The 15,380-nt window shown below is 61.0% G+C and carries 10 protein-coding genes, 1 tRNA gene and 1 pseudogene; 2 read left to right on the forward strand and 10 right to left on the reverse strand.

What is annotated here, in order from left to right; translation table 11 throughout:
- Positions 1-3 precede the first annotated feature (3 nt).
- The 6 genes from Q7S58_RS15820 to tig all read right to left on the reverse strand — a co-directional run bounded on the left by Q7S58_RS15820 (position 4) and on the right by tig (position 6,905).
- A tRNA-Val gene (locus Q7S58_RS15820) sits at positions 4-78 on the reverse strand.
- Between the two features lie 589 nt (positions 79-667).
- Positions 668-988 carry an HU family DNA-binding protein gene (locus Q7S58_RS15825; protein WP_304827854.1) on the reverse strand — a complete coding sequence of 107 codons (321 nt, stop codon included), beginning with the start codon at positions 986-988 and terminating at the stop codon, positions 668-670.
- Between the two features lie 83 nt (positions 989-1,071).
- The gene (lon, locus tag Q7S58_RS15830) at positions 1,072-3,543 is read right to left on the reverse strand and encodes an endopeptidase La (RefSeq protein ID WP_304827857.1); all 2,472 of its coding nucleotides are present in this window, start codon (positions 3,541-3,543) and stop codon (positions 1,072-1,074) included.
- A gap of 25 nt (positions 3,544-3,568) precedes the next feature.
- Positions 3,569-4,819 (reverse strand): ATP-dependent Clp protease ATP-binding subunit ClpX, encoded by a 1,251-nt coding sequence (clpX, locus tag Q7S58_RS15835; protein ID WP_304827861.1) that lies wholly within the window; start codon positions 4,817-4,819, stop codon positions 3,569-3,571.
- A 15-nt stretch (positions 4,820-4,834) separates the two neighbouring features.
- Positions 4,835-5,446, reverse strand: a complete 612-nt coding sequence (clpP, locus tag Q7S58_RS15840) for an ATP-dependent Clp endopeptidase proteolytic subunit ClpP (RefSeq protein WP_304827864.1) — start codon at positions 5,444-5,446, stop codon at positions 4,835-4,837.
- Between the two features lie 109 nt (positions 5,447-5,555).
- Positions 5,556-6,905 (reverse strand): trigger factor, encoded by a 1,350-nt coding sequence (gene tig, locus Q7S58_RS15845; protein ID WP_304827867.1) that lies wholly within the window; start codon positions 6,903-6,905, stop codon positions 5,556-5,558.
- A 763-nt stretch (positions 6,906-7,668) separates the two neighbouring features.
- Between tig and Q7S58_RS15850 the strand changes: the two genes are divergently transcribed.
- Entirely contained in the window at positions 7,669-9,651 is a 1,983-nt protein-coding gene (locus Q7S58_RS15850; protein WP_304827870.1) for an ATP-binding protein, read from the forward strand.
- Positions 9,652-10,517: 866 nt separating this feature from the next.
- A complete protein-coding gene (locus Q7S58_RS15855) occupies positions 10,518-12,791 on the forward strand; it encodes a sodium-translocating pyrophosphatase (protein WP_304827873.1) in 2,274 nt (757 codons plus the stop codon).
- A 158-nt stretch (positions 12,792-12,949) separates the two neighbouring features.
- Here the strand turns inward: Q7S58_RS15855 and Q7S58_RS15860 are convergent, their stop codons facing one another.
- The 4 genes and pseudogenes from Q7S58_RS15860 to Q7S58_RS15875 all read right to left on the reverse strand — a co-directional run.
- Positions 12,950-13,777: a transglutaminase N-terminal domain-containing protein gene (locus Q7S58_RS15860; RefSeq protein ID WP_304827877.1), complete on the reverse strand. Its 828-nt coding sequence runs from the start codon at positions 13,775-13,777 to the stop codon at positions 12,950-12,952.
- Positions 13,777-14,115, reverse strand: coding sequence for an alpha-E domain-containing protein (locus Q7S58_RS15865; RefSeq protein ID WP_304827880.1), 339 nt, complete (start codon positions 14,113-14,115; stop codon positions 13,777-13,779). The genes Q7S58_RS15860 and Q7S58_RS15865 overlap by 1 nt, the downstream gene beginning before the upstream one ends.
- Positions 14,043-14,627 carry an alpha-E domain-containing protein gene (locus tag Q7S58_RS15870; RefSeq protein ID WP_304828115.1) on the reverse strand — a complete coding sequence of 195 codons (585 nt, stop codon included), beginning with the start codon at positions 14,625-14,627 and terminating at the stop codon, positions 14,043-14,045. The genes Q7S58_RS15865 and Q7S58_RS15870 overlap by 73 nt, the downstream gene beginning before the upstream one ends.
- Before the next feature lie 3 nt (positions 14,628-14,630).
- A pseudogene (locus Q7S58_RS15875) lies at positions 14,631-15,245 on the reverse strand (circularly permuted type 2 ATP-grasp protein); the annotation flags it as partial.
- Between the last annotated feature and the right edge of the window lie 135 nt (positions 15,246-15,380).

Raw genomic sequence — 15,380 nt, forward strand, 5'->3', positions numbered from 1 at the left:
AATTGGTGGGCGGTGCAGGTTTCGAACCTGCGACCCTCGGCTTGTAAGGCCGATGCTCTACCACTGAGCTAACCGCCCGTATCGACGCATCGTAGCTTGGGCGCCGGAGTGCAGACAAGGAACCGCGTCGCCGCGGCGGCGAGGCGTTTCGAGTACAGATGGCTTTGATGGTTTCGCGCAGGTCGTCGTCAGTGGCCTGCGCGATCGCATCGAAGAATCGGGGAGCTGCTGTTCGGCTCAGTACATGCGACGACTGCACCCTCACCCGCCTCATCGCTCTGCGCCTCGGCGACCTCTCCCGCAACAAAGCGGGCGAGGCAATAACACGGCAGCTATCGCGAGAGATGATGGAAGGAGCCTAATCGGCAGCGCATCGCTCAGATGCGCGAACGGCTCGCCGCCATAGATCGCGCGGATTGGCGAAAAGGAAACGCGTCGTCGAAGGCGGCGAGGCGTTTCGAGTACAGATGGTTAGGGAAGGGGAGAAGACGGAGTCGTCGCGAGGGGAGGCAAACAAGGAAACGGCTCGCGGAGGGAGGCGGGGACGACGGAAAGAAAAGACGCCTCGCCGCAGCGGCGAGGCGTTTCCAGAAAAGTTGATTTTACAGAATGTTAGTGATCGTAAATGCCAGCGACAGTTCCGTTCCAGTGTCCGCGGCCGCAACGGCTAGCTGCTGGTGGCGGGCTCCGACGAAGATGACGGGGCGCCAGCGGTCTCGTTCAGCGAGTCCTTAAGTTGCTTGCCCGGTTTGAACTTGGCCGAGCGGCTGGCGGAAATCTCGATCGATGCGCCGGTCTTGGGGTTGCGTCCGGTGCGCGCCTGGCGTTCGGAAACCGAGAAGGTACCGAAGCCGGAGATGTTGACCCGGTCGCCCTGGCGCAAGGCCGAGATCACGTCGTCGAGCACGATGTTGATCGCGCGCTCAGCGTCGGCTTTGTTCAGAGGCAGCTTGTTCGACAACGCTTCGATTAATTCGGCCTTGGTCATGGCATCCTGGCGGCCTCCCGACCGCACATCCGAGCCGCTTCACCGGCTACGACGGTTCGCGACTATCCCCGCTTACCGATCCCCTAGGACAGATTCGTGGGCACCGCTGAGTCGTCCACGTCGGGCGGCGGAATCTGGCCCTTGGGCGCCGGCTCGCGCAGAAAGGCGAGGTCGCTCTCGCCTTTGCCGGCTCGGAAGAAGGTAGCCGGATCGGCGATGACCAGCGCGTGTCTCAGCACTTCATCCATATGATCGACCTGGATGAGGGTGACGTTTTTCAGAATCTGCGGTGCGATCTCCTCGATGTCCTTGGCGTTATCCTTGGGGATCAGGACGGTCTTGATGCCGCCGCGATGCGCGGCGAGGACTTTTTCCTTGAGTCCGCCGATCGGCAAGACGCGTCCGCGCAGCGTGATTTCACCAGTCATCGCGAGGTCGTTGCGAATTGCCGAGCGGGTGAGCGCCGAGACCAGCGCGGTCGCGAGCGTGATGCCGGCCGAGGGGCCGTCTTTGGGGATGGCGCCTTCGGGCACGTGAATGTGGATATCGATGCGATGATAGAACTGCGGCTCAAGGCCGAACACTTCGGCGCGCGAGCGGACGTAGGAGAGCGCGGCTTGCGCGGATTCCTGCATCACGTCGCCGAGCTGTCCGGTGATGGTGAGCTTGCCGCGGCCGGGGACGATCGTCACCTCGACGTTGAGCAGTTCGCCGCCGAGTTCGGTCCATGCGAGGCCGGTGGCGAGGCCGATTTGCGGGACAGTTTCCGCGGTTCCGTAGCGGAACTTCGGGACGCCCAGATACTTGGCGAGGCTTGAGCTCGAGATTTTGACGTGCGCGTTGCGATCGGTCTTGACGACTTCGACCGCAATTTTGCGGCAGACGGAGGCCAGCTCGCGCTCGACATTTCTGACGCCGGCTTCGCGCGTGTAGTGGCGGATGATGCCGAGGATCGCGCCGTCGGAGACCTCGATATTCTCAGGGCGCAGGCCGTTGGCCTCCTGCTGTTTTTTGAGCAGGTACTTTTTCGCGATGTTGAGTTTCTCGGTCTCGGTGTAGCCGGGAATTCGAATCACTTCCATGCGGTCCTGGAGAGGCCGCGGGATGCGATCGAGGGTATTGGCGGTCGTGATGAACATCACCTTGGACAGGTCGTAATCGCAATCGAGGTAGTGGTCGTTGAAGGTGTTGTTTTGCTCGGGATCGAGCACTTCGAGCAGCGCCGAGGAGGGGTCGCCGCGGAAGTCGGTGGACATCTTGTCCACTTCGTCGAAGAGCAGCACGGGGTTCGACGAGCCGGCCTTGCGAATCGACTGAATGACTTTGCCGGGGAGTGCGCCGATGTAGGTGCGGCGATGGCCGCGGACTTCAGCTTCGTCGCGCACGCCGCCGAGCGATACGCGGACGAACTTGCGGCCGGTCGCGCGGGCGACAGATTTGCCGAGCGAAGTTTTGCCGACGCCCGGAGGGCCGACGAGACACAGGATCGGACCCTTCATCTGGCCGACCAGAGTCTCGACGGCGAGGTACTCGAGGATGCGTTGTTTAACCTTGTCGAGGCCGTAGTGATCCTCTTCGAGGACGCGCTCGGCTTCCTTGATATCGAGTTTATCTTCGGTGTACTCGAACCACGGCAGCGCGAGGAACCAATCGAGGTAGTTGCGGACGACGGTCGCCTCGGCGGACATCGGCGACATCATCTTGAGTTTCTTGATCTCGCGTTCGCACTTTTCGCGTGCTTCGGCGGGCATCTTTTTTTGCCGGAGCTTTTCTTCCAATTCCTGAATCTCGTTTTTGAATTCGTCCTTCTCGCCGAGCTCCTTCTGGATCGCGCGCATCTGCTCGTTGAGGTAGTACTCCTTCGAGGTTTTCTCCATCTGCTTTTTTACGCGGGAGCGGATGCGTTTTTCGACCTCGAGGATTTCGAGCTCGGAGCGCATGTAGCCGAGGATCTTTTCGAGCCGATCGGCGGGAATGGTTGATTCGAGCAGCGCCTGCTTGTCTTCGAGCTTGATGCCGAGATGGCCGACGATTTTGTCGGCGAGGAACGCGGGATCGTCGAAGGCGGAGATCGAGGTGACCATCTCGGGCGGGATTTTTTTGTTGAGGCGCGCGTAGTTGTCGAAGGCCGAGACGACCGAGCGCATCAGCGCTTCAACTTCGGTCGAGCGATCGCTTACTTCTTCGATCTCTTCCGCCTCGACCTGGAAGTATTCTTCGTCGGTGACGTAGCGGATGATGCGCGCGCGCTTCTTGCCTTCGAGCAGCGCCTTGACGGTGCCGTCGGGGAGGCGGAGCAGTTGCACGACGACGCCCAAGGTGCCGACCGCGTAGAGATCGCCGGCGGCGGGTTCCGCGACTTTGGCATCCTTCTGGGCGACCAGCAGGATCGGGGTCTTCTTCGATTCGGCGGCTTCGAGCGCCTTGATGGATTTTTGGCGTCCGACAAAAATCGGATAAACTTCGTGGGGGAAAACGATTAGCTCGCGCAGAGGTAGAAGGGGAACGAGGGCCGCTGCGTCGCGATTATCTTTCTTGTCATTACGGAACAGCATCTTTTTCGATCTCGAGTCTCCCGGGCTAGGCGGTTTCGGCGGTCTTTTGATAGACCAGCAGCGGTTGCTCCTTCTGAGTAACCACTTCTTCCGAGATAAGCACCTCCTTGATATTGGGCTGCGACGGAATTTCGTACATCAGATCCACCATGATCGTTTCCATGATGGCGCGAAGGCCGCGGGCGCCGGACTTGCGCTTGAGCGCCTCGCGCGAGATTGCTTTGAGCGCGCCCTGGGTGAACTTCAGGTGGACGTTTTCCATGTCGAACAGCTTCTGGTACTGGCGCACCAGCGCGTTCTTGGGTTCGGTGAGAATCCGAACCAGCGCTTCTTCGTCCAATTCGCCGAGAGTCGCGATGACCGGCAGGCGTCCGACGAACTCCGGGATCAAGCCAAATTTGAGTAAATCCTCGGGCTGAACTTCGTAGAGAAGTTCGGAGATGGTCTTGGGATCGCGATGAGTCAAGTCGGCGCGAAAGCCCATCGTCTTGCCCGAGATGCGGCGCCGGATGATGTCGTCGAGGCCGACGAAGGCGCCGCCGCAGACGAACAGGATGTTAGTGGTATCGACCTGCAGGAATTCCTGCTGGGGATGCTTGCGGCCGCCCTTGGGGGGCACCGACGCCATCGTACCTTCGATGATTTTGAGAAGCGCCTGCTGGACGCCTTCGCCCGACACGTCGCGGGTGATCGACGGGTTGTCGCCCTTGCGCGCGATCTTGTCGATTTCGTCGATGTACACGATACCGCGCTGGCATCGCTCGATATCGTAATCGGCGTTTTGCAGCAGCGACAGGATGATGTTCTCGACGTCTTCGCCGACGTAGCCGGCCTCGGTGAGCGAGGTCGCGTCGGCGATCGTGAAGGGGACTTGGAGGAAGCGGGCAAGCGTCTGCGCGAGCAGCGTCTTGCCGACGCCGGTCGGTCCGATCAGCAGGATGTTGGACTTCTGCAGTTCGACGTCGCCGGTGACCATCTGCGAGTCGATACGTTTGTAGTGATTGTGAACGGCGACCGAGAGAATCTTCTTGGCGCGTTCCTGGCCGATTACGTACTGGTCGAGCACGCGCTTGATTTCGGCGGGTTTGGGGACTGCGGAACTTTGGCTGAAGGCCTCTTCGCTGTCGGTTTCCTCGGCGATAATGTCGTTACAGAGATCGATGCATTCGTCGCAAATGTAAACCGTGGGACCAGCAATCAGTTTGCGAACTTCATCCTGGCTCTTACCGCAAAAGGAGCAAACCAGATTGCCCGAACGATCGTCATGCTTGGCCATACTGCCTCCCGCGGATCACTTGGAGGGCCTCCGGTTAACGATTACCTCATCGATCAATCCGTATTCAACCGCTTGCTCCGGAGACATGAACAGGTCTCGATCGGTATCCTTTTCGATCTTACGAAGACTCTGGCCGGAATGCTTCATTATAATGTTATTGATGTCCTCCCGCGCGCGGATAATTTCGCGCGCATGAATCTCGAGATCGGAAGCCTGCCCGCGCATCCCGCCGAGCGGCTGATGGAGCATGATGCGCGAGTTGGGGAGCGCATAGCGGCGGCCTTTGGCGCCGGCGCACAGCAGCACCGCCGCGGCGCTCGCCGCCTGGCCGAGGCATAGCGTCGAGACCGGCGGCCGGATGAACTCCATCGTGTCGTAGATCGCCATCCCGGCGGTGACGGAACCACCGGGTGAATTGATGTAGAAATTGATTTCCTTTTCGGGGTCTTCTGACTCGAGGAACAGAAACTGCGCGGTGATCAGATTGGCGACGTCATCGTTTACTTCGGTGCCGAGGAAAACGATCCGGTCCTTGAGCAGGCGCGAGAAGATGTCGTAGGCCCGCTCCCCGCGGCCAGTTTGTTCGACGACTATCGGAACCAAGTTGCTCATAAAGCTGTTGCGCATCGCAGCCTGCCAGCTGAATTCGCGAGATGGCCGCCGACGCCTTAAGATTGTAACTGCTGGGAAATGGTCGAGCAACCTTGGATCGGGTTGATCAATGTTTGCAGACCGACTATGCCGGCTCCTCGCGATCTTTTTCGGGTGCGGCAGCGCCGCTTGCAGGGGCTTCTGACGCAGCGGGCGACACCTCTTCGCGCTTGGCGCGTTCGAGAATCAGGTCGAGCGCCTTCTCACGGCGCATCGTCTGGCGCAGTCCCTCGAGATTCTCTTCGTTGCGATAAAACTCGGCAGCCTTGTCGCGATTGCGTCCGCTCGCGTTGACGATCTCGGCGACCTTGCTCGCGAGCGCGTCATCGTCGATCTCGATTTTTTCCTGCTCCGCGAGCGCGTCCACGATCAGCGTGGTGCGGGCGCGCTTCTCGGCGCGCGATTTGAGATCGTCGGCGCTCTGCTTCACCCGTTCGGTTGCGTCTTCGTGCGAAAGCCCGCCGGATTCGAGCGTGGAGTGGAGTTCGGCTTCCATCGCATTGACTTCGCGCGCGACGAGCGACTCCGGCAACTCGATCGGATTGCGCTCGATCACGAGATCGAGCAGGCCCTGGCGCACGCGGAGGTCCGCCTCCTGTTTGGCGTGCGCGAGCAGTTGCTCGCGGACCTTGGCGCGAAACGCCTCGAGGCTTTCCTCGCCCTGATCCTTGGCGAAGTCTTCGTCGATAGCGGGCAGCTCGCGGCGATAGATTTCCTTGGCGAGCGCGCGCCATTCGACGGTCTTGCCGGCGAGTTCTTTTTGCGTGTAATCCGCTTCGTACGTGCGAGTGGTCTTCGTTTCCACCCCGATCTCGGCGCCGATCAACGCCTCGTCAACGCCGTGGGCGAGGCTCCGCCTGGATACTTCGATCAGCCGATCTTCGGACTTGACGCTGGAGAGCGGCTGGTCGTTCTCGAACGCCTCGACCGTCGCGAGCGCGTAGTCGCCTTCCTCGACGATGGTGCGATCCTCGACTTTTTTGAGCGTCGCCTGGCGCTCGCGGAAGCGCTCGATCGCTTCGTCCACCTGCTCATCGGTGACTTCGACCTTGGCGTCGGGAACTTTGAGGCCCTCGTAATCCTTGACCTCGATTTGCGGGCGAAGATCGAAGGTGGCACTGAACTTGAGCGACTTCTCGAGGTCGGTCTCTTCGGTGACGATCTCGGGCGGCACGACCGGCTTGAGATCGTTCTCCGCGAGCGCCTTGTCGGTGTATTCCTTGACGAGTTTTTGGATTACCTCGCCGCGGACCTGATCGCCGAAGAAGCGTTCGAGGAGTTTGCGCGGGGCGCGGCCGGGGCGGAAGCCCTTCAGCACGACGCCGCGTTTGAGCTCGTTGAAGGCGCGATCGAGCTCGCGTTTGATCTCGTCGGGCTCGACTTCGATCGTGAGTTTGCGCCGCAGGTTGTCAGCAGTCTCGATATTTACATTCATAGGGCTTTAACCTTTACAGATAAACATACGGCGGTGGCGGGAACAACCGAAGCGCGCGGACGTGGGCGGGAAACAACCAAACACAGGACAAGAGAAGAGATCCGAAACCTCACGCAGGTTTCGGGCTTCCCATGGCGATTAAGATGCGCGCTACGCGCTGCTAGTAAGGGAGCGGAAGCATCGCTCTGAATACCGCGCCCGTTATTTTACGGGAGAGGGAGCCGAAGTCGCGCAACGCACGCGAAGCCGACTTCGGGCCGCAGGGCCGAATCGCATTAGAATTAAGATGCGGCCTACGGCCTGTTAGTAACGAGTGGGAAGGAGAGCCGCGATCACGATTGGCATTTTGCATCATCGTCGTCGCCGACCAAGGATGCGGCCTTCGGCCTGTTAATAAAAGGAAGAGAAAGAAGAGTTGCGAACGGGTTGAAATCTTCGATCGACATTAAAATCATCACAAACCCTGAGCGGAGGCTGGCGTCCGATACCTCTCCCGTTACTCTACGGGAGAGAGCCTGCCCTGAGCGAAGTCGAAGCGAGGCCGAAGTCGCGCAACGCACGCGAAGCCGACTTCGGGCCGCAGGGCCGAATCGCTCCAGGATAAAGAGGTAGGTTAGGGTGTCGGGTCGCCCGCCGCTGCATTTCTTTCTCTCCGTCGGGCTCTTGCTGCGGTGGGTGATGATTTGGCGCATGTTGGATCATTAGGGCGGCTTGAAAATCTATGTCAGGGTGATCGTTGGCTAGTGGAGGCGCCGCGAGGACCATGCAAATAGAGAAGTTCTCAGATCCTGGTCGATTTCTAACTGAATTGGTCGCGATCAATCACGCGATCAATGAGACGGGCGACGCAGAACAGATCCAGTGGTTGCTGGTCGAAAAAACCTGTTCTGTGATCGGCGCGGATGGCGCCGCCCTGGTTTTGACCAATCAAGGTTCCAAGCCACGAATCTCGGCGGTGTGTGGGAGTTTCCCGGTCGCGGAATTTGAGGCCCAACAGACCCGGAAAGGTTTCGGCGCGCGAGGCGCCCTGAGCGTGCCGGGCCGCAGCGGCCGGAACTATTTGGAAGCCAAAGTCGGCGTGCTCGGAAACGAAATCGGCGTTCTGGTGGCCGTCTGGCAGAATGGCCGCGAATTGCCGGAGGAGGCGTCATTCGTACTGGCAGCGATGGCGGATCAGGCCGCTATCGCTATCCGCGCCGCTGCCAGCGTCGAGCAACGCCGCCAGAGCGAACTTTTCCGCAAGATGGTCGAGGAGGTGACGGACTATGCGATTTTCATCCTCGACCCCGAGGGCCACGTCGCGAGTTGGAATTCGGGCGCGGAGCGAATGAAGGGATACACCGCCAACGAAATAATCGGCCAGCATTTTTCGTGCTTCTATCCAGCCGAAGAGCGCGACCTTAAGCCGCGCCGGGAACTCGAGCGGGCCGTGGCGGAGGGCCGAATCGAAGACGAGGGATGGCGAATCCGCAAGGATGGATCGCGGTTTATCGCGAATGTGGTAATCACCGCGCTGCGCGAGAAATCCGGGGAGTTGCAGGGTTTCGCCAAGGTGACGAGGGACGTTACGGAACGCAAGCGCGCCGAAGAAGAACGACTGCATCTCGCACGGGAGCAGGAAGCGCTGGCGCAATCGCAACTCGCGGTGTCGGCGCGAGATGAATTTTTGGCGCTGCTGAGCCATGAGCTCCGCAATCCGTTGAGCGCGATTTCCACGGCGCTGTACGTGCTCGGGCGCGTGTTGCTGCCGGATCAGAAGGCGCGCCGGCATCTGGAAATAATCGAACGCCAGGCCAGGCACCTGACCAAGCTGGTAAACGATCTGCTCGATCTCTCGCGATTTACCGCGGGCAAAATCAATCTCGAGCGCCGTCCAACGGACATTCTCGAATATGCGCAGAATTCAATTCAGACCCTGACCCCCGAGATTCAGGCCTATCAGCACGAGCTTAAGATTGTCGCCGGCGCCGCACCCGTGATCGTCGATGCGGACCCGGTGCGGCTCGAGCAGATGATCAAGAACCTGCTCGAGAACTCGCTCAAGTACACTCCGAGCGGCGGCAAGATCGAAATCGCGATCGGCGTCGAGGGGCAGTTCGGAACGCTCTCGGTATCTGACAACGGAATCGGGATCGATCCGGCGATGATGCCACGGCTGTTCGATCCATTCACGCAGGAAAAGGACGTGGCCGCGCGTTCGCAAGGCGGTCTGGGTCTCGGCCTCGCGGTGGTGAAGCGCCTCGCCGAGCAACACGGCGGGACGATCGCGGCGCATAGCGACGGCAAGGGACTCGGCAGCAAGTTCACGCTCAAGCTGCCGCTGCAGGCAGAATCTGAATCGGGTCGGCGGGAGGCGGATTCATACGCCATGACCGTCCTGATCGCGGACGACGAACCCGATGTGCGAGCGACGATGAAGGACCTGCTCGAGATGTTGGGTTACCGGGTTCTGACCGCCCATGACGGATGCTCGGCGCTGCAGACCGTTTTGAGTTCGCGGCCCGCCGCCGCGATCGTCGATATCAGGATGCCGGGTCTCGACGGTTACGAGGTTGCGCGCGGAATCCGGGCCGAGAGCGAGTGCAATCCGATGCTGCTGATCGCGCTGACGGGGCATGGCTTCGATTCCGATCGGAAGCGATCGATGGAGGCGGGATTCGACGTGCATCTGACGAAGCCGGTATCGATCCCCGAACTGCAGCGGATTCTGAAAGACCATTGGGCATCGGGCGGGAGCGCGCACTGAGCCAGGCGCAATCAAGGAAGAGGAATAAGAGATCTGAAACCTCCCGCAGGTTTCAGACTTCCCGTGGCGATTAAGATGCGCGCTACGCGCTGTTAGTAAAGAGCGGACGCGGCGCTCTTAATACCTCGCCCGTTGTTTCAGAGGAGAGAGGAGGCCGAGTCCCGCCGGGGACGAGGTAGGTGAGGGTGCTGGAGCGCCCGCCAACGCACCGCCCTGATCTTCATCGTCGGCTATTTTTTTCGGCTATCCTGAAAGAAGGCGCCGTCCTAATGCTTCGCGGAGGTAGCATCTTCCGGAAGGGAAAGTGACGGATCACGAAATGTCGGACGCATCGAACCAGCAGGCGATCCAGCATCCTCACCTACCCGCCGCAGGAGCGGCGGGCCTCCTCTCCCGTAAAAATAACGGGAGAGGTATAAGGCAGAGCCTCCGCTCATAAGGTTCCCTCGTCGCGAGGTTCCCTCGTCGCTGGGCTCACTCGCAGGACTCTTTTTCGGGCTTTTTGCGAACAGGCCGTAAGGCCGCATCTCAATTTTTAATGCGATTCGGCCCTCCGGCCCGAAGTCGGCTTCGCGTTCACAACGGGAAGTCTGAAACCTGCGGGAGGTTTCAGGCCTCTTATCCTCTCCCTCTCTTATTTTCTGGGATGCCGGCTGACGTTGCGCGGGCGGGGTGACTGAATTGCTGATTTAGTCACCGATGCGACCGGTGCGACGGTGCGCAATATCTGGACATCGCGGCGGGGAAAACCTAGACTGCGCCAGATACCGTTAGGGTGCGGTGCCCGGTTACGGATTGCGTGAATTCATAGAGCTGCGGGCGCAACCCACCATAAACCTCGAACTGTCAGGAGATTCGAATCAGCGATGAGCGAAGCCAATATAGTTCTGCCAACTTTAACCAGCGGACAGGTGATGATTCTGTGGCTGGTACTGGTCTCGGCGCTGGTGGCGCTGGCCTACGGCGTAGTGTTGATCCGGGTAGTGCTGGCGGCCGACCCGGGTCCCAAATCGATGACCGACGTATCGGACGCGATCGAGCTCGGCGCGATGGCGTACCTGGGGCGCCAGGTCAAGACCATGATCTGGTTCGTCGGCGCGATTTTCATCGCGCTTTTTTTCATGTATCGCCACGTCTATCAGGGGCTCACGCTGCCGCTCGGAATCTCGATCGCGTTTCTGATGGGGGTCGCGGCGTCATACGGGGCGGGTTACGTCGGGATGTGGCTCGCGGTCAAGGCCAACGTCCGCAGTGCCAACGCGGCGCTGACGAGCTTCAAGGATGCGATGGAGCTGGCGTTCAAGGCGGGCGGCGTCTCGGGCATGTTCACGGTCGGACTGGGGCTCTTGGGCGCGACGATCATCTTCCTGGTGTTCCGCGAGAACGCGATGAAGGTGCTGGTGGGGTTTGGCTTCGGCGGCTCGCTGGCGGCGCTGTTCATGCGGGTCGGCGGCGGAATCTACACCAAGGCGGCGGACGTCGGCGGCGACCTGGTCGGCAAGATCGAGCAGGATTTGCCGGAGGACGATCCGCGCAATCCGGCGACGATCGCGGACAACGTGGGCGACAACGTCGGCGATTGCGCCGGGATGGCGGCGGACGTGTTCGAATCCTACGAAGTGACGCTGGTGGCGGCGATTATCCTCGCGGCGTACGCGCTGCAGGAGCAGGATTTTATCCAGGCATACGGCGCGTATGCGGGCGCGTTCGCGGTCAAGCTGATCATGTTCGCGCTGATCCTGCGCGCTGTCGGCGTGTTCTCGTCGATCCTGGGAATCATGGCGGTGCGAGTGCCGCCGGGCAAGATGCTCGATCCGATGCGTCCGATCAATATCGGCTACATGACGTCGGCAATCGCGTCGGTGATCGGATTTTTCATCGTTAACTATTTCTATCTGCAGGATCCGCGGACGGGTGCGACCGATTGGCGCTTTGCGTGCTGCGCCTCGCTCGGAATTCTACTCGCGGTCGTGACGCTCTGGCTGACCAATTATTTTACGCATCCGGACAAAGGCCCGGTGACGGAAACCGCGATGGCGGCGCGCACCGGTGCGGCGACGTTGATTTTGTCGGGCATGGCGGAAGGGCTCGAATCGTCGGTGTGGGCGCTGCTGGTGATCGCGGCGGCGATTATCGGCGCGATGGCGATCTTCCACGAATCGCTCGCACTGCAGTTCTACGGAATCGCGCTGACCGGACTGGGATTGCTGACGACGACGGGATTCATCCTCGCGATGGATACCTACGGACCGATCACCGACAACGCGCACGGTATTTTCGAGATGGGCGGAATCCATCAGGAAGAGGCGTCGAAGACGCTTTCGTGGATGGACGCGATCGGCAACACGACTAAGGCGCTGACCAAGGGCCTCGCGATCGCGACCGCGGTGCTGGCGGCGGTGTCGCTCTTCCGGTCGTTTATCGACGAGGCGCATCTCGGCGCGATTGGCGTGCAGATCAACATGCCGACGGTGTTCGTCGGACTGATGATCGGCGGCGCGGTGCCGTTTCTCTTCAGTTCATTCGCGATTAAGGCGGTGAGCCGCGCGGCTTATCAGATCGTGTTCGAGGTGCGGCGCCAACTGCGGATGCATCCGGGGATCATGGAAGGCAAGGAGCTGCCGGACTACGGCGCGTGCGTCGATATCGTCACGGCGGCGTCGCAGAAGGAGCTGCTTGGGCCGGGAATTCTCGCGATCTTCTCGCCGCTGCTGGTCGGCTTTGGACTCGGCGCGGGCGCGCTCGGCGGATTCCTGGGCGGCACGATCCTGACGGGGCAGTTGATGGCGGTGTTCATGTCGAATGCGGGCGCCAACTGGGACAACGCGAAGAAGAAAGTCGAAGACGGCTTTCTTGGCGGCAAGGGCACCGATGTGCACAAGGCGTCGGTGGTCGGCGATACGGTGGGCGATCCGTTCAAGGACACGGCGGGACCGGCGCTCAATCCGATGATCAAGGTGATGAACCTGGTCGCGATCCTGGCGGCGCCGTTCACGACGGTCGAACTTGGCGGGGTTACGGCGCTCCGAGTATTGATCGTGGTGGTATCGATCATAGCACTCTCGGTTGCGGTGATTTTCTCGAAGCGCGGATCGATCGCGGAAGAGAGCCTCGCGCTCGAGACCAAGCGCGCGGCGTAGGAATCGATAAGCAAGGTCGTGAAGGGCCGGGCGTCTTGCGACGCTCGGCCCGTCTTTTTGGCGCGCTCGCTCCGGTTCGCGTTATTGCTGCGACTGGAAGCCCGCGGGCGCCGGTCCGCGTTCCAGATCGCGGGCCGGCTCGACGCTCAATTCGACGGTCATGATTTGTTTTTGCGACATGCTGCGATAGACGCCGCGCAGTGGCGGCACGTCGGAATAATCGCGGCCATAGGCGAGGCGGATATGGCGATCGTCGGCGCGGCATCCGTGGGTCGGATCGAACCCCGTCCAGCCGAGTCCCGGCAATTGCGCCTCGAGCCAGGCGTGGCTGGCCTGCGCGCCGATCGTTTCGACGCGAGCGTCGGCCGGCGGCGCGAGATAACCCGACAGTAGCGCGCGGGGATACCGGCGAGGCGCAGGACCCCGATCGCCAGATGCGCGAAGTCCTGGCATACGCCGCCGCCCACGGTGAGGATCTCGTCAGCCGTCGAATGCACACGCGTGCGTCCCGGTTCGTACTCGAATTGCTGGCGAATCGATTCGTTGATTCGGGTCGCGTAGGCGGTCACGTCTTCGGCCGGGTCGGGACGCGAGAGCCAGAAAAATTTCTTCATCGCCGGGCTGAATGGAACGTGGCGGCTCGCGTTCAGGAAGTCGTACTCGGCCTGGCTGCGAATAGCATCCCGCATCAGGAATTCCTCGATCGTGACGCGTTGCATCGCCGCCGGAACTTCGGGCATTTGCTCGACGATCGAGGTGGCCGTGACCGAGAGCGAATTGTGCGGCGGGTAAATCGCGAACGCATGCACTGTATTGCCGTAGTAATCCGCGTATTCGATCGTCGATGGATGAGGCTCGATTTGCAGCTCGAACTGGACGCATCGCTGGGTCGCGCTGTCGCGCGGCCGGACGCGGACTTCGTTGTGGGACTGATAGACGGGGCCGTCGTAATCGAAGCTGGTGGTATGGCGAATCCGGAAGAACATCAGTCCGACTTCAAATAGTGGCGGAAGACTTCATCGCCGATCGCGGCGCATCCGTCCTGGATATGCAGCAGCGATTGATGCAAGCCGGATTTGATCAGTTCGGCCGGTTTTTTGCTGCTGAGGAACGCGGCCAGTTCGCTGAGCGCGCTGCAAGCCGGCGACGGCTCGGGCCCCTGGTTCGCGATGCGCTCCATCGACACTCGGAGCCGATCGAGCGAATAGCGCGCCGAGCGCGGAAAGGCCGGATCGAGCAGCAGGACATCGATCACGTTCGAGATTCGAATCGAGTTGCCGTAGCGCTTGCGATACGCCTCGAGCGCCGAGGCGCTGCGCAGCACGGCCGCCCATTGCAGCAGATCGACCGGTCCGCCGACGCGTCCTCGAGCCGCGGCAGCAGGAAGTGGTACTTGACGTCGAGCATCCGCGCGACGCATTCCGCGCGCTCGAGCATGATGCCGAGCTGCATGAAATCGTAGGCGAGATCGCGCGGAGTCGTGCTCTGGCGGATGCCGGCGATTCGGTAAAAGCAATCCTTCAGCACGGCGAAGAACGCGAACACGCCGGGCGAGGTGAAAAGCTCGGGCGTCCATTCCTCGGCGGCGAGATAGAGCGTGTTCAGATCGAGCCATAGCTCGGACGAAATGTAGTGGCGCAGCGAGAGCGAATTGGCGCGCGCGTTGCGGATACAATTGCGAATCGAGCTGGGGTTGTCGGGGTCGAGCGTGAAAAAATTGAGGACGGATGATTCGTCAGCGTCGGCGTAGCGGGTCTTGAAAGATTCGGTCTCGCCGAAGATCGCGAGCAGCGGCGCCCACGGCTGCGCATCGCGCGGCGTGGCGCCGAAGAGCACGAACGGGCGGAAATCGATATGCCGCGGCGCGACGCCCATCGTGCTCGGGGAGCCGTTGCGGATGATCGTCGGATGAGTCGAGAGCTGGATAACCGGTTGCGCGATGAAGGCCGCGGGGTCCGCGATGATTCGCTCGCGCGATTCGATGAGTTCCTTTTCGCTGGCGAGCGATCCGATCACGACGCCGTAGCCGCCCGACGCGCCGGTCGGCTTGACGACGAACTTTTCGAGGTTCGCGAGCACGTGCTCCCGGACTTCGCGATTGCGCAGCAGATGAGTCTCGACGATCGGCAGAATCGGCTCCTCGGCGAGGTAGTAGCGAATCATCGCGGGTGTGTACGCGTACACGGCTTTGTCGTCGGCGACGCCGGCGCCGATACCGTTGGCGAGCGCCGCGTTGCCGGCGCGCAGCACGGAGGTCAATCCCGCGCCGCCGAGCATCGAGTCGGAGCGGAATACGAGCGGATCGACGAAGTCGTCGTCGATCCGCCGATACAGCACGTCGATTTGCCGAAGTCCGTGCACCGTCTTCATGTAGAGCTTGTGATCGACGCAGACGAGGTCCTGGCTCTCGACCAGTTCGATACCCATCTGCTGCGAGAGGAAGACGTGCTCGAAGAACGCCGAGTCAACATCCTGCTAGGGATGACGAAAGTCGTCGGATCGCGCGCGACTAAAATTCACAGGCTCTCAGGATGACGGAGGCGGGTAGCCTCGATCAGGATGACGACACCGGTCGCGCGCATTTTCGGA

It is taken from the genome of Candidatus Binatus sp., from assembly GCF_030646925.1.
GTDB lineage: Bacteria > Desulfobacterota > Binatia > Binatales > Binataceae > Binatus.